The sequence below is a fragment of the Nocardioides aequoreus genome (genome assembly GCF_000720335.1).
Classification (GTDB): domain Bacteria; phylum Actinomycetota; class Actinomycetes; order Propionibacteriales; family Nocardioidaceae; genus Marmoricola; species Marmoricola aequoreus.
Genome location: NZ_JOJN01000012.1, coordinates 71,603 through 92,149, shown reverse-complemented (window position 1 = coordinate 92,149; position 20,547 = coordinate 71,603). Strand labels below are relative to the sequence as shown.

Annotated in this window: 16 protein-coding genes; 12 read left to right on the top strand and 4 right to left on the bottom strand. The window is 71.0% G+C overall.

Going from position 1 to position 20,547, the window contains the following annotated elements; all coding sequences use genetic code 11:
• Positions 1-130 precede the first annotated feature (130 nt).
• The 5 genes from IG63_RS21785 (at position 131) to IG63_RS22840 (ending at position 7,153) form a co-directional block, all read left to right on the top strand.
• A complete protein-coding gene (locus IG63_RS21785) occupies positions 131-1,768 on the top strand; it encodes a glycosyltransferase family 4 protein (protein WP_051707103.1) in 1,638 nt (545 codons plus the stop codon).
• On the top strand, positions 1,743-3,458 hold the full coding sequence (locus tag IG63_RS21780; RefSeq protein WP_051707101.1) for a carbamoyltransferase family protein: 1,716 nt from the start codon (positions 1,743-1,745) through the stop codon (positions 3,456-3,458). The genes IG63_RS21785 and IG63_RS21780 overlap by 26 nt, the downstream gene beginning before the upstream one ends.
• Positions 3,459-5,102: 1,644 nt before the next feature.
• Positions 5,103-6,080, top strand: a complete 978-nt coding sequence (locus IG63_RS0117650) for a hypothetical protein (RefSeq protein WP_157210277.1) — start codon at positions 5,103-5,105, stop codon at positions 6,078-6,080.
• A gap of 72 nt (positions 6,081-6,152) precedes the next feature.
• On the top strand, positions 6,153-6,533 hold the full coding sequence (locus IG63_RS0117645) for a hypothetical protein (RefSeq protein ID WP_030485664.1): 381 nt from the start codon (positions 6,153-6,155) through the stop codon (positions 6,531-6,533).
• 167 nt (positions 6,534-6,700) lie between these two features.
• Positions 6,701-7,153, top strand: a complete 453-nt coding sequence (locus IG63_RS22840) for a hypothetical protein (RefSeq protein ID WP_157210276.1) — start codon at positions 6,701-6,703, stop codon at positions 7,151-7,153.
• Positions 7,154-7,285: 132 nt separating this feature from the next.
• Here IG63_RS22840 and IG63_RS0117640 read toward each other — a convergent pair whose 3' ends face one another.
• The 3 genes from IG63_RS0117640 to IG63_RS0117625 form a co-directional block, all read right to left on the bottom strand.
• On the bottom strand, positions 7,286-7,747 hold the full coding sequence (locus tag IG63_RS0117640; protein WP_030485663.1) for a hypothetical protein: 462 nt from the start codon (positions 7,745-7,747) through the stop codon (positions 7,286-7,288).
• Between the two features lie 706 nt (positions 7,748-8,453).
• Positions 8,454-9,113, bottom strand: a complete 660-nt coding sequence (locus tag IG63_RS0117635) for a DUF305 domain-containing protein (RefSeq protein WP_084597295.1) — start codon at positions 9,111-9,113, stop codon at positions 8,454-8,456.
• A gap of 648 nt (positions 9,114-9,761) precedes the next feature.
• Positions 9,762-12,134 (bottom strand): heavy metal translocating P-type ATPase, encoded by a 2,373-nt coding sequence (locus IG63_RS0117625; RefSeq protein WP_030485661.1) that lies wholly within the window; start codon positions 12,132-12,134, stop codon positions 9,762-9,764.
• Here IG63_RS0117625 and IG63_RS23690 point away from each other — a divergent pair.
• Positions 12,075-12,476, top strand: coding sequence for a hypothetical protein (locus IG63_RS23690; protein WP_245604491.1), 402 nt, complete (start codon positions 12,075-12,077; stop codon positions 12,474-12,476). The two genes, IG63_RS0117625 and IG63_RS23690, sit on opposite strands and share 60 nt — an antisense overlap.
• A 21-nt stretch (positions 12,477-12,497) precedes the next feature.
• Here IG63_RS23690 and IG63_RS0117615 read toward each other — a convergent pair whose 3' ends face one another.
• Positions 12,498-12,848, bottom strand: coding sequence for a hypothetical protein (locus IG63_RS0117615; protein ID WP_030485659.1), 351 nt, complete (start codon positions 12,846-12,848; stop codon positions 12,498-12,500).
• A gap of 814 nt (positions 12,849-13,662) precedes the next feature.
• Here IG63_RS0117615 and IG63_RS0117605 point away from each other — a divergent pair.
• From IG63_RS0117605 to IG63_RS0117580, 6 genes are all read left to right on the top strand, one after another.
• A complete protein-coding gene (locus IG63_RS0117605) occupies positions 13,663-16,461 on the top strand; it encodes an alpha/beta fold hydrolase (RefSeq protein ID WP_030485658.1) in 2,799 nt (932 codons plus the stop codon).
• A complete protein-coding gene (locus tag IG63_RS0117600; RefSeq protein WP_030485657.1) occupies positions 16,458-17,276 on the top strand; it encodes an ABC transporter permease in 819 nt (272 codons plus the stop codon). Before IG63_RS0117605 ends, IG63_RS0117600 begins: the two co-directional genes overlap by 4 nt.
• 221 nt (positions 17,277-17,497) lie before the next feature.
• Complete coding sequence (locus IG63_RS0117595; RefSeq protein ID WP_030485656.1) at positions 17,498-17,854, top strand: lycopene cyclase domain-containing protein; 357 nt, start codon at positions 17,498-17,500, stop codon at positions 17,852-17,854.
• Complete coding sequence (locus IG63_RS0117590; RefSeq protein ID WP_030485655.1) at positions 17,854-18,195, top strand: lycopene cyclase domain-containing protein; 342 nt, start codon at positions 17,854-17,856, stop codon at positions 18,193-18,195. The genes IG63_RS0117595 and IG63_RS0117590 overlap by 1 nt, the downstream gene beginning before the upstream one ends.
• Complete coding sequence (locus IG63_RS23685; protein WP_030485654.1) at positions 18,192-18,965, top strand: class I SAM-dependent methyltransferase; 774 nt, start codon at positions 18,192-18,194, stop codon at positions 18,963-18,965. Before IG63_RS0117590 ends, IG63_RS23685 begins: the two co-directional genes overlap by 4 nt.
• Positions 18,962-20,500: an FAD-dependent oxidoreductase gene (locus IG63_RS0117580; protein ID WP_036196132.1), complete on the top strand. Its 1,539-nt coding sequence runs from the start codon at positions 18,962-18,964 to the stop codon at positions 20,498-20,500. The genes IG63_RS23685 and IG63_RS0117580 overlap by 4 nt, the downstream gene beginning before the upstream one ends.
• The last annotated feature ends 47 nt before the right edge of the window (positions 20,501-20,547 follow it).

Genomic DNA, 20,547 nt, shown 5'->3' with positions numbered 1-20,547 from the left:
CTCCCTCCCTGTTGGGGATTCCCGCTGATAGTGCACGGCCGCACTGTTACCGGCCGTTTGTCAAGATAGTGTCCACCGATTTTCAAAGTCAAGGCTCGACATAACACGGCTCCCGCGACAGAGTCAACTCGTGGCGATCAGCGGTCGGTTGCGGCCTCTCCGGGTGGGTCTCTCCCGGCACAGGGGGACCGAGAGCAGAGCCTCGGGCGCCTCCCCGGGGACCGAGCTGCTGTTCACCACGCTCGACCCCGCGCTGCGCCGTCGATGCGAGGTCTGGCCCCTTCCGCCCTACTACTACGGTGCTCCGGCCAGCGTCTCGGTCGGCATCGCGGAGGAGCTACTCGCCGAGGTCGACGCCCTCGTCTGGGCAGTCCCTCCGCACCCGGCCGACGTGGAGGCACTCGCGCTGGTGCGGCAACGGCTGAAGCGGCGGGTGCCGCTGGTGTACCTACCGCTGGGCGAGTTCCCACGCGGGGCGGTCGCCTACCGCCGGCTACAGCAATACCTCGAGCCCGGGGACGTCCTGGCCTTCTCCTCGACTGCCGACCTCGCTGTCCACGACCGACTGGTCAGGACGACTCCCGCGACGACGTGCGTGCTGCCGTTCGGGATCGACCCGGCGCCCTTCCTGGCCGCGGCCGGCACCCGGGACCGCACCCGCAGCCGCCTCGGCCTCGGCGAGGACCTCGTGCTCATCGTGCACGGACGCACAGACGAGTCCAAGAACGTGCACGGCGCGGCGGCGGTGCTCCGCGAGGTCGTCCGGCAGGTCCCGAAGGCACGGCTGTGGATCCTCGGCGACGTGCCTGAGCGAGGACCGGGGATCCCATCTCCGGTCCCGCTGTCCCTGCTCGGAGACGGTCCGTTCGTTGCGCGGCTGCGGCGCAGCCTGGGCGACCTCGACCCGGCCTCGGTCACCTGCTGGGGTGACGTACCGCGCCACCTGCTGCCCGAGCTGCTCGCGGCCGCCGACGTCTCGGTGAACCTGACGCTGAACCTCGACGAGAACTTCGGGTTCGGTGCCGTCGAGGCCATGGCCGCGGGGCTACCCGTCGTCGGATCCGACTGGGGCGGGCTGCGCGACACGGTCGACGACGGCGTGACGGGGTTCCGGGTGGACACGGTCCTGACCCCGCGCGGCGCGGCCGTCGACGTTCCTCGGGCCGCGGACCACGTGGTCGCGCTCGCGGGTGACAGGCGAGCCCGAGCCGCGATGGGCGCCGCCGCGAGGGCGCGGGTCGAGCGGCTCTACACCCTCGACCATTTCGCCCAGGCGCTCGAGCGCCTCGTGCGCAGCGCGCTCGCTGACGTCCCAGAACGCCCGACGCACGACTGGAGCGACCTCGGCGCACGGCTGGACTCGACGTACTCCGTGCCGCTCGCGGGTGCCCGCCGGGGCACGTTCCCCCTCCCGTTCCCGGTCCACGGCACCGCTGCCGACTGGGCGCTGCAGTGCGAGGTGGCGCGGCCGTACGCCTTGCGCGTGCAGGAGTCCGAGCCGGTGGCCGGCGCGCTGTACGCCGCGAGCCGGCCAGGCGAGTGTGCGGCGGTTCCGGGGCCCCCGGTCCGGGCCGCCGGGGCCCCCTACGTGCTGGCGAGGCTCGAGTCCGGGCCTGCCACCACCGCTGAACTGGAGAGGCTGGACGGGGGAGGGGCGCTCAGCGAGCTAGTCCGCGCCGGGGAGGTCGTCCGCACCGCCCGGCCCACCGACTGGTCGCCGCAGGTGATCGAGGGAGCTCCGCATGTGGGTCTTGGGCATCGCGGGTAGCCACAACTCAGCCGCGGCCCTCGTCCACGACGGGCGGGTGGTGGTGGCGGTGCAGACCGAACGGCTGACGCGGATCAAGCGGCACCCCATCGTGCTGCCGCGGATGTCGATGGAGACCGCCAAGGTCATCGAGTACTGCCTGCGCACGGCGGGTATCGATCTTCCCGACGTCGATGTGATCGCCACCTGCTCGCCGTACGACGTCGAGGCGGGCTTCGTTGGGCGGGACGCCCCGGTCGACCACCGGGAGCTGGCGCCCTTTGTCTCGGTCCCCCATCACCTAGCGCACGCGGAGTACGTACTCCACTACGCACAGGACCGGCCGGCCCTGGTCCTGGTGGCCGACGGGAGCGGGACGCCCGAAGCGGTGCGCCACCGCCTCGACGTGCAGGAGGTCGTCGCTCCCCACGCGGTGTGCTTCACGCCGCCCGACGGCAAGGAGTCGCTCTCGGCGTACGTCTTCGACGGCCGTGACCTCCGGCTCGTGCACCGCGTGGCGCGAGGGCTGGCTCCGCTCCCGGCCTACGCGGAGGCGTTCGACCAGCCGCACACCCGGCTGCTCCACAGCCTCGGGCACCTCTGGCAGTGGGCGGCGTACTACTGCCACGGCAGCACGAGCGAGGCGGGCAAGGTGATGGGGCTCGCGCCGTACGGCGACCCCGAGCGGCACGCGGACCTCGCGTCCGTCCGGATGGCCGCTGGCGGCGACCTGGTGCTCGACTTCCCGGCCCTGTTTGCCCGGGCCCGCGAGCCCAACTCCGCGGGTCTCGACGTCACCGGCAACTCGCACTTCGAGGACGTCGCCGCCCACGTGCAGCGCGAGACCAACACGTTCCTGGCCGAGCTCGTTGGCCACCTGCTGCACCGGCACCGGCTGGATCGGGTCTGCTATAGCGGCGGCGTCGCGCTCAACGGCATCAGCAACGAGCACCTGGTCCGCACGCTCGGCATCGACCTGCAGATGAACGGCTCGTGCGAGGACAACGGGACCGCGATCGGCGCCGCGCTGGCGGTGCACCACCAGCGCATCGGCGTCCGGGTCGCCGAGCCGGTCACCGACACCTACGGTCGGGCCTACGCCGACCCGGAGGTGGACCACGCGCTCGACGCAGCGGGCGTCGTCGTGGAGCGGGCTACCCCGCGGGAGGTGGCCCGCCGTACGGCGCGTGCGTTGGCCGGCGGCGAGGTGGTCGCTTGGTTTCAGGGCCGCAGCGAGTTCGGTCCGCGGGCTCTGGGCAACCGCAGCATCCTCGCCGACCCCCGCGACCCGGACATGCCGCGTCGGCTCAACGCCGAGGTCAAGCACCGCGAGGCGTTCCGGCCGTTCGCCCCCGCCGTGCTCGCCGAGCGGGCATCGGAGTACTTCGACCTCGACGGCCCGTCCCCGATGATGCTGCGGGTGGTGCCCGTGCGAAGCTCGCGACTCCCGGCCGTGACGCACGTCGACGGGAGCGCTCGGGTCCAGACCGTGGCCAGGGACGACAACCCAGTTCTCCACGGACTGCTCACCGAGTTCGCCGGGCTGACCGGCGTCCCGGTCCTGCTCAACACCTCGCTCAACGTGGCCGGCGAGCCGATCGTGGAGTCTCCGGAGGATGCCTTACGCAGCCTCGCCGCCGGCGGGCTCGACCTGCTGGTGATCGGCGGCCGGTTGGTCCGACCGGCCTGCGGGCACCGCCGTCGCGAGTAGATTCCGCAGTGAATCGCGGTTTCGTGGAGGCTCGGGTCCTCCCGCCGCGGTAAAGCTCCACCATGGACTCTCGCGTAATCGTGGACTGGATCTCAGCGGCCGCTGTCGTCACGGTCACAGCAATCTTCGTCAGCTGGCGTGCCCAATTCTTCTCATGCTCAAGAGGACGCCACGTACACGCCGGACATCGAGATTCGCCGGCCGCAAGTGCCGGGAACGAAGCCGCAGCGCTCGGCCCGTTCATTCCTGTGGAGCCCGCATCCAGGCTGGTCGTCGACGATCTCTCTGTGCTCGGAGTGGCCAGGTCTACGCCGTCTTGACGGGTGAGGTCTTCCACCCCATCAACTGCTAGGTGGTTATGGGTGGATGGGACGACTCGCCGCGCCGTGGAGGTCATCGATGAGTCCACGATCGGGTCGCGCCAGACCTGCGGGATCTGCGCTCAAGCGGCCGTCTGGGAACCCACCTCCAGATCGACCCCGGGACGCCAACGGCCGGTTGAGTCTCGGCAGTCCGACCACTGTGTCGAGTCACTCTGGGCGTTGCCCTATTGCGTCGAGCCTGCTCGGTTGTCCGGCGGTACCCCTGTATCCCAGTGTGGTGGGCATGCGTGGCCGCCGCACCGGTGCCTCGGGGCCGTGCCCCCGGCGTACCCCCGATCTGCAACGTGTGCGGTTTCTGGCGTTGCAGGCCTGGCAGTTCAGGCGTTGGGAGGCACGGGAGGTCGTTCCGGGGCCGTTCGCAATGAGAAGGTCAGGGGTTCGAATCCCCTCAGCTCCACCAACAAACCGGGTCTGACCTGCGGAAACGCAGTCCAGACCCGGTTTCGCCGTGTGACACGTGTGCCCCCTGCGTGCCCCCGCAACCCAGGCAAGCAGCAGTGAGAAGGTCACTATCCGGGGGAGTGGAACCCACGTCAGTTGCATAGCGCCCTCGTCCACGCTGACGTTGCGATGGCACCACGGACAACTGCTCACGGGTCGTGAGAGGGTCAGCGCCGCCTGAGGGGTGTCATCTTTCTGTGCAGCGAACCCAGAGGCACGCCCCCGTCGTGGTTGCGTCGCGGGCTGGGCGCCGTGGTGGGGCGGCGCGTAGGGAACCGACCGCAGGCCGTGGCCGTCATCTGTGTGCGACGACAACCTCTGTCCTCGTCACACTGCATTGGTGCTGAGGGCAATGCCTCTGCCGCGGGTGCCCACGGCGGCTTCCTGGCCCGCCCCCTACATCAAGAGCGACGCAGCGCTGCCGTCACGGTGCCGGTGAAGAGTCCCGCCACAGCTGGGCCGGCTCGGCTGCACTACACCGACATCGGCGACTACCCCAGCAGCGAGGAAATGCTCGCAGAGTTGAGAGCCGCCGAGACCTTGGGGAGCGGTACCGAGCGGACGCCGCCCCGACCCCGAAAAGGGTCCTGCTCCTCAACGACGAGAGGCCCCTGCAGTCACCCCAGTCAGGCGGAGCCTTGATCGAGGCGCCGCCTTCCGGAAACGCATGACCCGGGTCCCCACTCGTTGGGGGAAGCCGGGGATGACCCGGCACGCGACAACCACCCGTTGGGGCTTTGGCATCGGCACGCATCCGCAGTGATCGTTGAGCGATACAACTCACATGTTCTCGGGGGACTGGATGCGATTGAAGGTCATCATGAGCGCGGCGCTCACCGCGCTTGTCAGCGGAGGGCTGTTCATGCAGGCAGCTGTTGCTGCCGAAGCGGATTTCGAGTGCGGCCCAGAGGCCGGTGTGATCACGACCGACAACCTTGACGAAGGCACCGACGTCGTTGAATGCGACCTAGTGGGGGAGGCCCTCAAGAGCCCCGACACCGGCCTCGCCTTGGAGATCCCCGAGCCTGGTGTGACTGTTGAGGCCGAAGCGCTCCTGCCCGACGCGGCAGCAGAGACCTTCAGTGTTGCGATCGGAGTGGACGGCGTCATCAGCTTTGAGGAGAGCGCGCCTTCGGACACCGACCCCGACAGCGACGCCCCAGACGAAGGTGAGACGGGTGACCGGCTGGCGCGCGACACCTACGGTTGCGACAATCGCGAGTACGCCGCACAAGACACACGGCGCCGCGCCACCTGGCAGTTCTACATGGGTGACGGCTCCAACCCTGCCGGGCTAACCGACGCCCAGTTCCGAGAGATTCTCGGCCTGTCGGCACGCACCTGGCGCGACTCGACCAACCCATGCGGCGCCCCGGACATCACCGACTTCGACTATAGCTACCAAGGCACAACCACGCGCGAGACAGACATGCAGGTCTCTGGCGGAGTCTCTCGCTGCGCCGACCGGGACGGGTACAGCGTCATCGATGCGAGCAATCTCGACCGCAACAGAAAGCCGCCGCTGGCGATCAACTGCACATGGTCGACCCACGATTCCAGCCAGGGCCCCGGGTACACCGGGCCCAATCAAGATCGAGAACGACATCAGGTTCAACATCGAGGACTTCGACTTCACCACGAACCCTACGTCGTCTGGCTGCAGCGAGAAGCACGACGTGCAGTTCGTCACCACCCACGAGATGGGCCACTCGTATGGGCTCGCCAACATCGACACCAGTGCCAGTCACTACCAGACCATGAACGGCAGCATCCCACCGTGCAAGCTATTCGGACGTAACCTCGGAAGAGGCGACGTGCGAGGGCTGAACGCCGTCCCCCCTCCTTAACAGGCACCAGAGAGGAGTTCGGTATGTCGAGGACTGCATTCATCACTGTCAAGATCGGCCCGGCTCTGGTGCTGGCTCTGTTGCTTTTCACCGGCTGCTCCAGCGCCCGGACGGGCAACGCCGAACCCGAAGGAAGCTGTCCTGAAGCCGTCGAACTTGAGGGCCGCTACTACCGACAAGTCGCCATACCCGGTGACAGGACTAGCATCACCCCAACTGCGACGACGGCCCTGGCGCAGGACAGCCTCTGTGGGGACCTCACCGGTGAGAGCATCAGGTTGAGCCACATTCGCGGCGTGGAGCCCACTGATGCGCTGTACGACCCCAACGCAGAGCCACCAACCCTCTACATCGCCAAGGGACACGACGTGCAAGACATCCTCAGGCGGGCTTCGAGTCAATGAGAGCCCCTCGCTTGGACTCTCTTGTACAAGTCACCGCTGCTCTGGCACTCGCTGCGACCGCATTCGCCGCCACCACCGCCGTCGGTCAGCGCGCAGCACCACTTCGCCCAGTTCACGCCGGTGAAGAATGCAATTCCCGTGTTCGGCGCTAGAGTCTACGAGTACCAATGACTAAGAAAACAACTGCGCGCCTAGCGCTAATCCTATTTGTTCCGATTGCTGCATGCGGATTATTCTGGTTTCTTTCTGACTCAGACCCCGAAGTAGCAAACGGCGAAGAGGGCACACTGTTGGTAGCTGCTGGCGACCGGCTACTCGCGCCTCAGGACTACACGGGTTACGCGGCCGCAGGTGCAGTCGTAAACCGCCTCGAATCTGGTTGTATCGGCCTTCAGTATGAGTCCGGCAGACAGACTGTCGCTTTGTGGCCAGCAGGCACGGAGCTCTCCGGAAACACCATCTCGTTTCGGGGGCGCGAGCTACGCCTCGGGCAGCGACTACCCGAGGATGTCGGACTCCTCGAAGGAGGCAAGGTTGCGGATCTTGAGTGGGCAAGAGAGAAGGTAGATACGAGGTGCAGCGCGATCAACGTTGAGATCATCGTCGCCGAGCCGAAGTAGTGCTGCCGCAAGGCCGCGGTCAAAGACTTCGCGTGCGCGTGTGAGAGCGGGCGCGTCCGCCGCCCGAAGCCCGTAGATCAGCACGCCCACCGGCTGGAGCCGCACCCCTGACGCAGGCCTGAGACTCCGGCGCTACACGCACCACATGTACCTCTGCCGGCGAACCGTCGTGATCTCGGGCCACGGAGAGGTCCAGGGGACGTCCTCGGGCTGGCCGCCCGTCACGAGGCGATTCCGAAGAACCCGGTCCGAGAGGCGAAGCGGATGAAGAAGCCGCCGTCTGAGGCGGTCTCGCTCACGCACGACCAGGTCGAGGCGATTCGGGGGGCAGCCCGGGCCTGGCGTTGTGACCCCGGTGTTCCGGGCCCGCCGCCTGATGGTCAGCTCGAGCAGATCATCGAAGTCATGCTCGGCACGTCCGCCCGCATCGGTGAAGGGCTCGCCATCCGGAAGTGCGATGTCGACGTCACTCGCACCCCTTCGACGGTCCTCATCTGCGGCACCATCGTCTCTCCGAAGGGACGGCCGATCGTGCGCCAGCCGCACCCCGAAGACGACGTCGTCGACCAGGCTGGTGTTGATCCCGAGCTTCACGGCGGCTGTTCTGCGGGAGCGGCTGGGATCAAGCTGAGCGCGGCTGTTGACCCTGTGCCACTCGCGTCGACGTGCCCTTCGCGTGGAGCCTGTTCGGCTGTTCGGCGGTCAGGCGGCGCCCTTGTACTCCACTGTGGTCGGCATGCGTGGCCGCCGCGAGGGTGTCTCGGGGCCGTGCCACCGGCGTACCCCCAATCTGCAACGTGTGCGGTTTCTGGCGTTGCAGGACTGGCAGGTCAGGCGTTGGGAGTCACGGGAGGTCGTTCCGGGGCCGTTCGCAATGAGAAGGTCAGGGGTTCGAATCCCCTCAGCTCCACCATCAAGCCGGGTCTGACCTGCGGAAACGCAGACGAGGCCCGGTTTCGCCATGTGACGCGTGTGCCCCCTGCGTGCCCCCGCAACCGATGCAATCAGCAGTGAGACGGTCACTGTGAGAGGGAGTGGGAGCCACCGCAGCTGCACCGCGCCCTCGGGCGCGCTGAGGTTGCATGGGCACCACGGGTAACTGCTCACAGGTTGTGAGAAGTTCAGCGCCTCCTGAGCCGGCAACACCAGTCCGTGCAGCAGACCCCCGCTATCTGCTCATGCGTGGTGGCGCTGTCTTTCCCAGCAGATCGTTGAGCAGGGCTCGGGTGTGCGGTGAGTCCTCCCGATCGCACTCAGAAGGACCCACCGCAGACCGGGCTGGCTCGGTCGGTCGGTCGTGTCAGGACAGCAGGTTCTTCATGGTGTCGATCTCGGTGGTCTGGGACGTCGCGATGGTGTCGGCGAGATCAATGGCGGGCTGGTACTCGCCTGCCTCGATCTGGGTCCGTGCCATCTCTACGGCCCCCTCGTGATGCTCGATCATCATCGAGAGCCACATGTCCTGGAACTCTGCGTCGGAGGCGGACTCCAGGGCTGACATGTCCTCGGCGGTCATCATCCCGGCCATGCCTCCCTCCATGTCGCCGCCCATGGAGTGCCCGGCGTCATTATCGGAGGCTTCAGGTGCGTCCTCGCCCCAGGTGTCGAGCCACTGGGTGAAGGTGTCGATCTCTGGTCCCTGCGCGGCTTCGATCTGTCCTGCGAGGTCCTGAACCTCTGGATCGAGGTCGCGGCCCTTCGTCATGTCGACCATCTCGATGGCTTGGGTGTGGTGCAGCAGCATGTTCTGGGCGAAGGTGACGTCGGCCTTGTTGTGCTCGCCCTGGGTCTCTGTCTGTGACTCGGCGGTGGCCGAGCTGCTCGGCGAGTCGTCGCTGTCGCTGCCGCAGGCTGCGCTGGAGAGGCCGAGGGTCAGCGCCAGGGCGGTGCCCATCACCGCCCGGGAAAGTCGGCGGCCGGGCTGACGGGCGAGCAGGTGGTTGTGCAGGGTCGTACGCATGGTGGGTGTCCTTCTGTCTCAGCTGCGTGAGTCGGGTTTGCGGGCGTGCGCCGGTCCCGCGAGCACCGAGTGGTGCCGCGTCCCGGTGCGCTGCTCAGCACCTGATGACGGAGAACTGCCAGGCCGGCGGGGGTCCAGTGCCGAGTCTGAGGTGGCGTGTCGGCAGACGGGCGCCGGTGGGTCGGGGTAGGCGTAGGGAGCCGGTGTCCAGGGCGCGCAGGAGGGGCCAGAGCAGGGACAGGGCGACCGCGAGAACGGCTAGGCACATCATCAGCATCGAGCCTGGCGAGTGGCTCCCGTGACCGCCTGTGTCCTCGGCCGGGGCGCTCCTCGCCGCGGCGCCCGCGTTCGTCTCCCCAGTGCTGGTGGCATGGCCGCCGATGGTGGCGTGGCTGCCGTTGGCTGTCCCGTCGTGCGTGGCAGCGGGAGCCGCGAGTCCCGCAGCCGGGGCGGTGTCGTGGCTGATGCTCGGGGCGGTGAGTGCGTGCATGCCCAGCAGGCCCATCAGCACGCCGACGACCGTGACCAGGAGGCGAGCATCGAGTGCTCGCCTCGGGGTCACGGTGGTGGGGTGCATGGTCCTCACAGGTTCCAGTGTGCGGGTGCATCAAGACCCGTGGATCGAGGCCGGATGGCTGTCGGGGTGGGTCAGGCGAGCTTCTGGGTGCGCAGGCGCAGGGCGTTGGTGATGACGCTGAAGGAGGACAGTGCCATGGCGGCGGCCGCGATCATCGGGGACAGCAGCGTTCCGGTGAGGGGGTAGAGCACTCCGGCGGCCACAGGGATCCCTGCGGCGTTGTACACGAACGCGAACACCAGGTTCTGGCGGATGTTGCGCATGGTCTTCTGCGAGAGACGGCGGGCCTTGACGATGCCGTTGAGGTCGCCGTGGAGCAGCGTGACTCCGGCGGACTCCATGGCCACGTCGGTGCCGCTGGACATCGCGAGCCCGACGTCGGCGGCAGCGAGGGCGGGGGCGTCGTTGACGCCGTCACCAGCCATGGCGACGACCTTGCCCTCGTCCTTGAGCCGGTTGACGACATCAGCCTTGCGATCGGGCATGACCTCGGCCTCGACCCGGTCGATCCCGAGACGGTTCGCGACGGCTCGGGCAGTGACCTGGTTGTCGCCGGTGAGCATGACGACCTCGATGCCGTCGGCGCGCAGCGCGGCCAACGCCTCGGGGGTGGTGTCCTTGACCGGGTCGGCGATAGCGATGACGCCCGCCACCACGTCGTCGACGCCGACGAAGACGACGGTGGCGCCCTCGCTGCGCAGGTCGTTTGCTGTCTGAGCCCACACGGTGGGGTCGAGGTCGCGGCTGGTCAGGAACCCGGCGGAGCCGACGGCCACCACGTGTCCCTCGACGATGCCGGTGACGCCCTTGCCGACGGGGGCGTCGAAGTCCTCGACCTCCGGCACCGTGATGCCACGCTCGGCGGCGGCACCCACCACCGCCTGCGCGAGCGGGTGCTCGGAGGCCCGCTCGACCGCAGCAGCGAGCCGCAGCAGGTCCTTCTCACTCCACCCGACGCTGCCCGAGGCGCCCCCGGAGGCGCTGCGGCTGTGGGTAGCGACGTGGGTGACGGAGGGACGGCCCTGGGTGAGGGTGCCGGTCTTGTCGAGCACCACGGTGTCGACCTTCTCCATGCGCTCCAACGCCTCGGCGTTCTTGATGAGCACGCCGTTGCTGGCACCGCGGCCCACGCCGACCATGATCGAGACCGGGGTCGCGAGCCCCAGAGCACAAGGGCAGGCGATGATCAGGACCGAAACGGCGACCACGAGCGCGTGGGCCAGCGCGGGGTCGGGTCCGACAAGCGCCCAGGTCACGAACGCCACCAACGCGACGGCGATGACGACAGGCACGAACACGGCCGAGACCCGGTCCGCAGTGCGCTGGATGGGCGCGCGAGAGCGTTGAGCCTCGGCGACCATGGTGACGATCCTGGAGAGCACCGTGTCGCGCCCCACGCTGTCGGCGGCCATGACCAGGCCTCCGGTCTGGTTCAGAGTCCCGCCGATGACCCGGTCGCCGGTCTTCTTGGAGACCGGCATGGACTCGCCGGTCACGAGCGACTCATCGAGGCTTGACCGGCCCTCTTCGACGGTGCCGTCGACGGGGACCTTCTCGCCGGGGCGCACCCGCAGGCGGTCGCCTACCTCCACCTCGTCGAGGCTGACCTCCTCGTCGGTGGCGTCGTCACGGACGCGGCGGGCGGTCTTCGGGGCGAGGTTCAGCAGCGCCTTGATGGCCCCGGAGGTCTGCTCACGGGCCCGCAGCTCGAGGACCTGGCCGAGCAGCACGAGCACGGTGATGACGGCAGCGGCCTCGAAGTACACGTCGACCGACCCGATCCCCCCACCCCTGTCCATGCCGCTCATGCCGTCGGTGCCGGACATGTTGGTGTCGCGGAACTGGGGCGGGAAGATGCCGGGTGCGAACGTCGCGATGGTCGAGTAGGTCCACGCGGTGCCCACGCCCATCGCGATCAGGGTGAACATGTTCAGGTTGCGGGTCTTGAGCGAGGCCCAGCCACGCACGAAGAACGGCCAGCCTGCCCACAGCACCACCGGGGTCGCCAGCGCGAACTGCGTCAACGCGGAGACCGAGGCCGGGACGGCGTCGTGGATGGTGTCGAAGAGGTGGGAGCCCATCTCCAGCACGAAGACCGGCAACGTCAGCACCGCACCGATCCAGAACCGCCGCGTCATGTCGCGCAGTTCCTCGGACGGTCCGGTGTCCGCGGTCACGGTGACCGGCTCCAGCGCCATGCCGCAGATCGGGCACGGCCCGGGACCGATCTGACGGATCTCCGGGTGCATGGGGCAGGTGAACTCGACCTCCGCCATCCCCGCACCGTCACCGGGGTACGAGCCCCCATGCGACCCGTGCGGGTCAGGGCCTTCGTAGGACGCGGGGTCGGTCAGGTACCTGCTGCGGCAGTGCGCGGAGCAGAAGTGCCGGACCCGGCCATCGTGGGTAGCGGTGTGCTCGCTGGTCGCCGGGTCGACCTGCATGCCACACACCGGGTCGGTGACCTCGCCCTCGTCCTGCCCCGCGGGGTGGCCCGTGTGATGGGCTTCGTGATGGCTTTCGGCGTGGCCCTTGGCGGTGTGCGGGTGCTCATGGCCAGCGCGGTTCATAGCCACCAAGGTACCCCCAGGGGGTATCAAGTCAAGCCAGGACCCGTGCGGACCATCTGCCACGCTGCTGGCCTCGAGGCCGTCTCTTTCCGGGGCTTCCCTCTCAACCGCCACTACCAGAACCTGCCGCGCCGGATCCTCAGCGTCATCCGTGCCAACGGCATTCCGAAGACCGAGGGCGACCTCACCGGCTCGACCGAGCGGTCAAGGGGATGACCAAGCAGGAGCGCAAGATCCTCACGAAGCAGATGGGCAAACGCCCGCCACGAAGCGCAAGATCCTCGCGAACCTCAAGAAGATCAACAACGCCGACCCGAAGCCCGTGGCCAAGCTGACCGACCAGAGCTCAAGGAAGATCCCCGGCTTCCCGAACCGGATCCACAGCCTCACCGGCAAGACTGTGACCGTCACTACGGTGCACCGCTCGGTGAAGGTCAACGCCGCCGGCGAGTTCCACCCGGCGACACCTTCCGTCGGACCCCCGGTGACATCCGCGACGGCCACCGCCCCGAGTTCGTCCGCGTCCGTGGCGCCGAGGAGCGTCGCTGTCTGGAGCCGGAGACGCAGGGCGAGTCCTACGTCCCGCACGCCAACGACCGGCGCCGCCCCGGCGCGCGGCGCGTGATGGAGCAGGCCGCCACGATCCTCGGCTGCGAAGTGCAGTGGTAGACCGGCGGCGTGATCCCCGGCAGCGTCGGCGTCAGCGGCAGCGACCGGATCGTGAACGTTCGGCCCAGCCTGATCGGCGTCTTGGTCCGCGGCGTGCTGCAGACCCCCTTCGGGCCAGCAGTCCCGAGGACGGGCGCGGACGCTCTGCGGCGGAGCGTGTAACCGGCTCGCGGCCAGATGCCCTTTGGTGTCGAGTCTGCTCGGCGGTCCCGCGTACCCTCATATCCCCCTCAGCTCCACAACGAGAGAAGCGCCCCTCACCAGCACCAGTGCTGATGAGGGGCGCCTCGCCGTTTCCCGGGTGGTCGAGGAGGTCGCGCAGCGACCGTCTCGAGACCTCGTACGCCGCCTGCTCACCGGGTCCCCGGGTGGTCGAGGAGGTTGCGCAGCAACCGTCTCGAGACCTCGTATGCCGCCTGCTCACCGGGTCTCGAGACAGGCGCTGCGCGCCTTCCTCGACCACCCGGCGGCCTGGTCACCGGGTCTCGAGACAGGCGCTGCGCGCCTTCCTCGACCACCCGGGGTCGGGCTGCGCGCCTTCCTCGACCACCCGGGGTCGGGCTGCGCGCCTTCCTCGACCACCCGGGACCGCGCTGCGCGCCTTCCTCGACCGCCCGGACCGCGCCGCGCGCCTTCCTCGACCACCCGGGGGCACGTCTGCGCGCCTGGCGCGACCGCCCGTGGGTAGGGCGGAGGAGGCTGACCGTTTCGGGGGTGCTGGACACTTCAACCCATGCCCCGCCCCGTGGTGCGCCGCCTCGCGGCGACCCGTCGTACCCGCGTGCTCCTCGCGGTCGCCGTGGCCCTGGTCCTGGTGACCGCGGGGGTGGCCTGGGCACTGGTCGGGACCGCGCGCGACGACGCCGGGGTGAGCGAGCAGGCGAGGACGGTCCGGGTGGGCGAGGAGGCCGACGGCAGTCGCGTGAGCCTGGACGCCTCGGTCTTCACCCCGTCGGCCGACGCCCCCGGCGCGGACGCCGACGGTCGTCGCGCCGCCGTGCTGCTCGCCCACGGCTTCGGCGGCGACAAGACCGACCTGGTGGAGCAGGCCCGCGACACGGCGGCCGAGGGGTACGTCGTGCTGACCTGGACCGCACGGGGCTTCGGCGAGTCCGGCGGGCTGATCCACCTCGACGACCCCGACTACGAGGTCGCCGACGCGAGCGTGCTGCTCGACCTGCTGGCCGCGCGCGACGACGTCCGGCTGGACGCCGAGGGCGACCCCCGCGTGGGCGTCGCCGGGGCGTCGTACGGCGGCGCGCTGGCGCTGCTGCTCGCCGCGGCCGACGACCGCGTCGACGCGATCGTGCCCGCCATCACGTGGAACGACCTCGGCGGGGCCTTCTTCCCGCAGGACGCCGAGAGCCTCGGCGGCGGGGAGACGCCGGCCGCGGGGGTCTTCAAGCAGGGCTGGGCCTCGCGCTTCGTCTCGACCACGGTGGCCCAGGGCGGGGACGAGGTGCGGGAGGCGGCAGGCTCGGTGCTCTCGGGTGGGGAGGTCTGCGGCAGGCTCGCCCCCGACCTGTGCCGGCTCTTCGCCGACGCCGCCGAGGACGGACGCCCCAGACCGGGCGGGCTGGAGCGGCTGCGCCGGTCGTCGCCGGACCCCGTGCTCTCGCGCATCCAGGCCCCGACCCTGCTGGTGCAGGGGGCGCAGGACTCGCTCTTCGGGCTCGACCAGTCCGACGCCAACGCACGCGGCATCGCCGCGGCCGGGACCGAGGTCGCCGTGCGCTGGATCGACGGGGGCCACGACGCGGGCGGTCCCGAGCTGGCGGGGGAGCTGACGACCCCCGCGCTCGCCTGGTTCGACCACCAGCTGCGCGACGGGCCGGCACCCGAGCCCGGCTTCGAGCTCGCGCTCCCGGCGGCCCCGCTGGGGGACGACGGCCCGACGCGGCTCCGCGCGGCGGCGTACGGCGAGACCGAGACCGTCACCCTCGGGTTGCGCGGTGAGCCGCAGCCCGTGCTGTCGCCGGCGGGCGGCCAGCCGGCCGCGCTCACGAGCCTGCCCGGGGCCGGTGGCTTGCTGGGCGAGGCCGTGACGGCGAGCGGGGCCGCCTTCGGCCTGGCCGCGCTGCCGGGCCAGACCGCGGTCTTCACCAGCGAGCCGGCCACGCGCACCGTCACGGTCGCCGGGTCGCCGCGGGTGCGCCTGTCGGTGACCTCGAGCGTCCCCGACGCCACCCTCTTCGCCTCCGGGTGGATCGTCTCCGCCGAGGGCACGGCCCGGCTGCCCCGCCAGCTGGTCTCGCCCTTCCGCCTCACCGGCCTGACCCCCGGCACCCCCGCCGAGGTGGAGGTGCGGCTGCCGGCCTCGGCGTACCAGCTCCAGGCCGGTCAGCGACTGCGCGTCGTCGTCACCAGCACCGACTCCGCCTTCGCCGGGCCCGACGACCAGCGGTTGTACGCCGTCGCCCTCGCCGGCGACGAGGTGGAGCTGCCGACCGTCGAGACCACCCGCGTCGGCAGCACGACGCTGGCTCCCTGGCCGCTCGTCGTGGCCGTGGCGGCGCTGCTGCTCCTCGCCGCGGCGTGGGCCGGGCTCGCGCGGTGGCGCCGCCGGTCGGCGGCGGTGGCGCACGACGCGGCGCTGGCCGAGGTGCCCCTGACCGTCCGGGGACTGGTCAAGGAGTACGCCGACGGCTTCCGCGCCGTCGACGCCGTGTCGTGGCGGGCCGAGCGCGGCCAGGTGGTCGGGCTGCTCGGACCCAACGGCGCCGGCAAGACCACCACGATGCGGATGCTGGTCGGCCTGATCCACGCCGACGCCGGCGACGTGCACGTGCTGGGGGAGCGCATCGGGCCCGGGTCGCCCGTGCTCGCCCGGGTGGGTGCGCTGATCGAGGGTCCCGGCTTCCTGCCCCACCTGAGCGGTCGGCAGAACCTGGACGCCTGGTGGGCGGCGACGGGACGACCCGCGGCCGAGTCGCGCGTCGAGGAGGTGATGGACGTCGCCGACCTGGGCGTCGCGATCGACCGGCCGGTGCGCTCCTACAGCCAGGGCATGCGGCAGCGCCTCGGCATCGCCCAGGCGATGCTCGGCCTGCCCGAGGTGCTGCTGCTCGACGAGCCGACCAACGGCCTGGACCCGCCCCAGATCCGCCGGCTCCGCGGCGTCCTGGCCCGGTACGCCGCCGCCGGCCGCACCGTGGTCGTCTCGAGCCACCTGCTCGCCGAGGTCGAGCAGACGTGCAGCCACGTCGTGGTGATGCACCGCGGCCGCGTCGTGCTGGAGGGTGCGGTGCCGGAGCTGCTCGCCGTCCCGGTCGCCGTGCTCGTCGAGGTCGACGGCGACACCGAGCTGGCGGCCCGGGTGGTCTCCGACGTCGCCGGCGTCCGTCAGGTCACCGCGCAGGACGGCCGGCTCCGCGTCGAGGGGGGTGAGCGTCGCGACGTGGTGGCGGCGCTCGTCCGCGCGGACATCGGCGTGACCTCGGTCGACGGCCGCCGCCACCTCGAGGAGGTCTTCATGGGACTCGTGGGCGACGACTCGGCCGCCCAGCGCGCCGCCGGGGCGGAGGCCCGGTGAGCGCCCCGCTGCCGCTGCGGGCCGAGCTGGGCCGCCAGCTCGGGCGGCGGCGTACCCGCGTGGCGGCCGCGCTGCTGCTGGCACTGCCGCTCCTCCTCGTGGGCGCCTTCGCCCTCGGCGACGACGACGACGGCCGGGGCCAGGCGCCGTCCTTCGTCGACCTCGCCCAGGTCGGCGCCGCGAACTTCACCATCTTCACGCTCTTCGCCTCGACCGGCTTCCTGCTGGTGGTGCTCTTCGCGCTCTTCGCGGGCGACGCCGTGCCGTCCGAGGCGAGCTGGGCGACGCTGCGCTACCTGCTGACCGCGCCGGTCCCGAGGTCACGCCTGCTCGCCGTCAAGCTCGCCGTCGCCCTGCTCACCAGCCTCGGCGCCCTGGTGCTGCTCGTCGGGTGGTCGCTGCTCGTGGGGCTCGTGGCGTACGGCGCCACCGGCTACCGCTCGCCGACGGGGGAGCAGCTCACCTGGGGCGACCTCGCCCCGCGGCTGCTGCTGGTGGTCGCCTCGCTCTTCGTGGTGCTGCTCTTCGTCAGCGCGCTGGCCTTCCTCGTCGGGGTGCTCACCGACGCCCCGCTCGGCGCGGTCGGGGCCGCCGTCATGGTCGCGATCGTCTCGACCATCCTCGACAGCATCGACGCCCTCGGCGTCGTCCGGGAGGGCCTGCCCACCCACCGGCAGTTCGCCTGGGCCGGGGCGCTGCAGCAGGAGGTCGCGTGGGGCGACATCGTCACCGGCGGACTGTGGGCGGTGGCGTACGCCGTGGTGCTCCTCGGCGCCGCCTTCGCCCTGTTCTCCCGCAAGGACGTCCTGAGCTGACGGGCGCGTAGGTCGCCGGCTCGACCGGTGACCTGTCGGTCGAGCTCGTCGAGACCCCGGACGTGAGGACCCCGCCGGGAGCGCGGGGGGCGGACTCGACCGGCGGGGCTGGGCTGGGGGTACCCCGCCGGACCGGGCCTCGCACCACACGGCGGGCGGGAATGGCCAAGGGTCGCTGCCCGTGCGGGGAGCGCGCCCAGGCAGCCCCTAGCATCGGGGGCGTGGACCAGTATCAGTACCTGATGCTGATGGCCGCGTGCCTCCTGCTCACGCTCCCGCTGGAGCTGGTGATCGGAGCCAGGGTCTGGCGCCGTCCGCGCCGGCTGCTGGGTGCCGTGGCGGTCGTGGTCGCGATCTTCGGCGTCTGGGACGTCGTGGGCATCGTGCGGGGGCACTGGACCTACAGCGAGCGCTACACCACCGGCGTGCTGCTGCCCTTCGAGATGCCGCTGGAGGAGCTGGTCTTCTTCGTGGTCATCCCGATCTGCGGCCTGCTCACCTACGAGGCCGTCGGCACCCTCTGGGGGCGGCTGCTGGCCTGGCGCCGTCCGGCGTCGTCGTCGGAAGAGGCCCGCTGATGCCGGAGTACACCGCGCTGGCGGTGCTCTCGGTCGTGCTGGTGCTGGCCGCCGAGCGCTGGTGGCTGCGCACGGGCCTGCTGCGCGAGCCGCAGTACTGGGTGGCGATGGGCATCGTGCTCGCCTTCCAGGTGCCGGTCGACGGCTGGCTGACCAAGCTCTCCGCCCCGATCGTGCTCTACGACGACGCCCAGACCATCGGCGTCCGCGTGCCGTGGGACATCCCCGTCGAGGACTTCCTCTTCGGCTTCAGCATGGTCACCACGGCGCTGCTGTGCTGGGTGAGCGCACGGCGGCGCGAGCAGCGCCGCGCCGAGACCGCACGAGAGGGCCGAGGATGACCCAGACCGCCAGCAGGACCGAGCAGGTGCCGGCGCTCTTCGACGAGGTGGCGTCGACCTACGACCTCATGGTCGCGCTCAACCCCGGCTACCAGCGCCAGCTGCAGGCCTCGGCGCGCGTGCTGGTCGAGCAGCTGCGCGAGACGGCGCCGTCGCGCCCGGTGCGCCCGGTGCGTGTCGTCGACCTGGGCTGCGGCTCGGGCGCCTCGACGCGGGCGCTGGAGACCGAGCTGCGCCGCGCCGGCCTGCCCCACGAGCTCGTCGGCGTCGACGGCTCGGCCGGGATGCTGGAGCAGGCCCGTCGCAAGCGCTGGGCCGGCGACGTGCGCTTCGTGCAGGCCGACGCGGAGCGGCTGGCCGAGGGGCGCTGGGACGTCGAGGGCCTGCCCGCCGCGGGCGAGGTCGACGCGGTCTTCGCGGCGTACCTCGTGCGCAACGTGAGCCGGCGCGACGAGCTGCTCGCCCAGCTGCGCACGTGGCTGCGCCCGGGCGGGGCGCTGGTGCTCCACGAGTACAGCGTCCGCGACAGCCGGCGGGCCCGGGCCGTGTGGACCGCGGTCACCTGGGGGGTGGTGGTGCCCCTCGGCCTGCTCACCGCGCCGCGCAGCCCGATCTACCGCTACCTGTGGCGCAGCGTCGTCGACTTCGACGGCGCCTCCCGGCTGCGCGGGCGGATGGTCGGCGCCGGGTACGCCGACGTGCGCAGCCGCAGCTTCACCGGCTGGCAGCGCGGCGTCCTGCACACCTTCGTGGGCCGTGCTCCGGCGTGAGGGACTGGACCCCCGGCCGTGACCCGCGCGCCGTGTGGCACCCGCCGGAGGGCGGCCGGGCCGACGACGCCGCCGGGCACCACGTCGTCGTCGTCGGCGGTGGCATCGCCGGGCTGAGCGCGGCCACCGGGCTGGCGGAGCGCGGCGTCCGCGTGACGCTGCTGGAGCGGGAGCCGCAGCTGGGCGGCAGGGTCGCGGCCTGGCCGGTCGACACCCCCGACGGCCCCGTGACCATGAGCCGCGGCTTCCACGCCTTCTTCCGGCAGTACTACAACCTGCGCGCCCTGCTGCGCCGCGCCGACCCGGCCCTGTCGCGCCTGCGCGCGGTGGCCGACTACCCGCTGCAGCTCAAGGACGGGCCCGAGGACAGCTTCGCCGGGCTGGCCACGCGACCGCCGTGGAACGTCGTCGACTTCATGCGCCGCTCGCCCACCTTCTCGCTGCGCGACCTGCGCGACGTCGACGTCGCCGCGGCCACCGAGCTGGTCGACGTCGACTTCCCCGCCACCTTCGCGCGCTACGACGGCGTGAGCGCGGCCGACTTCCTCGACCGGCTGCGCTTCCCCGACCAGGCCCGCCACCTCGCGCTCGAGGTCTTCGCCCGCAGCTTCTTCGCCGACCCCGCGGACTTCTCGGCCGGCGAGCTCGTCGCGATGTTCCACACCTACTTCCTCGGCTCGGCCGAGGGGCTGCTCTTCGACGTGCCCGACGACGACTTCGACACCGCGCTGTGGCAGCCGCTCGCGCGACACCTCGACCGCGCGGGCGTGGACCTGCGCACCGGCACCAGCGCACAGGCGGTCGACACCTCGGGCCCGGGGGTCGTGGTGGCCACCGACGACGGCGACCTGGCCGCCGACGCCGTCGTGCTGGCCGGCGACCGCGGGGCGCTGCAGCGGCTGGTCGCGGCCTCCGACGACATGGGCACGGAGCCGTGGCGCTCCCGCCTTGGCGAGCAGCGGGTCGCGCCGCCCTTCGTGGTCTGGCGGCGCTGGCTCGACACGACGGTCTCGCCCTCGGCCCCCGGCTTCCGGGCCACCAGCGGCTTCGGCCCGCTCGACAACGTCTCGGTGCTGGAGCGACTCGAGCACGGCGCCGCGGCGTGGACCAGGCAGCACGGCGGCTCGGTCGTCGAGGTGCACGCGTACGCCGTCTCGACCGGGCCGTCGGAGGAGCAGGCGCTCCGGGACCGGCTCTGGGCGGAGACCACGGCGCTGCACCCGGAGCTGGTAGGAGCCCGGACGGTGCACGAGGAGTGGCTCTGGCGGCAGGACTGCCCGCTCGTCGGCACCGACCCGTGGCAGGAGCGCCCCGGCGTCGCCACGCCTGACCCTCGCGTGGTGCTCGCCGGCGACGGCGTCCGCTGCGACCTCCCCGTGGCGCTGATGGAGCGCGCGGCGACCACCGGCTGGCTCGCCGCCGACCGGCTGCTCGCGGGCTGGGGAGTTGCCGGCCACGGCGTGTGGAGCGTGCCCGTCAGGGCGCGGTGGCGCGGCGTACCCGCGCTCGCCCGGGCCGCCGCGCTGCTGCCCTGAGCGCGGGCTGGGTCTTTCCGCGGGGAAAGCACCTCGACGACGGTTTC

Coding starts and splice junctions, on each gene's coding strand:
- IG63_RS21780 (WP_051707101.1), top strand. CDS start 1,743: ATGTGGGTCTTGGGCATCGCGGGTAGCCACAACTCAGCCGCGGCCCTC.
- IG63_RS0117650 (WP_157210277.1), top strand. CDS start 5,103: ATGAGCGCGGCGCTCACCGCGCTTGTCAGCGGAGGGCTGTTCATGCAG.
- IG63_RS0117645 (WP_030485664.1), top strand. CDS start 6,153: ATGTCGAGGACTGCATTCATCACTGTCAAGATCGGCCCGGCTCTGGTG.
- IG63_RS22840 (WP_157210276.1), top strand. CDS start 6,701: ATGACTAAGAAAACAACTGCGCGCCTAGCGCTAATCCTATTTGTTCCG.
- IG63_RS0117635 (WP_084597295.1), bottom strand. CDS start 9,113: ATGCGTACGACCCTGCACAACCACCTGCTCGCCCGTCAGCCCGGCCGC.
- IG63_RS0117625 (WP_030485661.1), bottom strand. CDS start 12,134: ATGCAGGTCGACCCGGCGACCAGCGAGCACACCGCTACCCACGATGGC.
- IG63_RS0117605 (WP_030485658.1), top strand. CDS start 13,663: ATGCCCCGCCCCGTGGTGCGCCGCCTCGCGGCGACCCGTCGTACCCGC.
- IG63_RS0117590 (WP_030485655.1), top strand. CDS start 17,854: ATGCCGGAGTACACCGCGCTGGCGGTGCTCTCGGTCGTGCTGGTGCTG.
- IG63_RS23685 (WP_030485654.1), top strand. CDS start 18,192: ATGACCCAGACCGCCAGCAGGACCGAGCAGGTGCCGGCGCTCTTCGAC.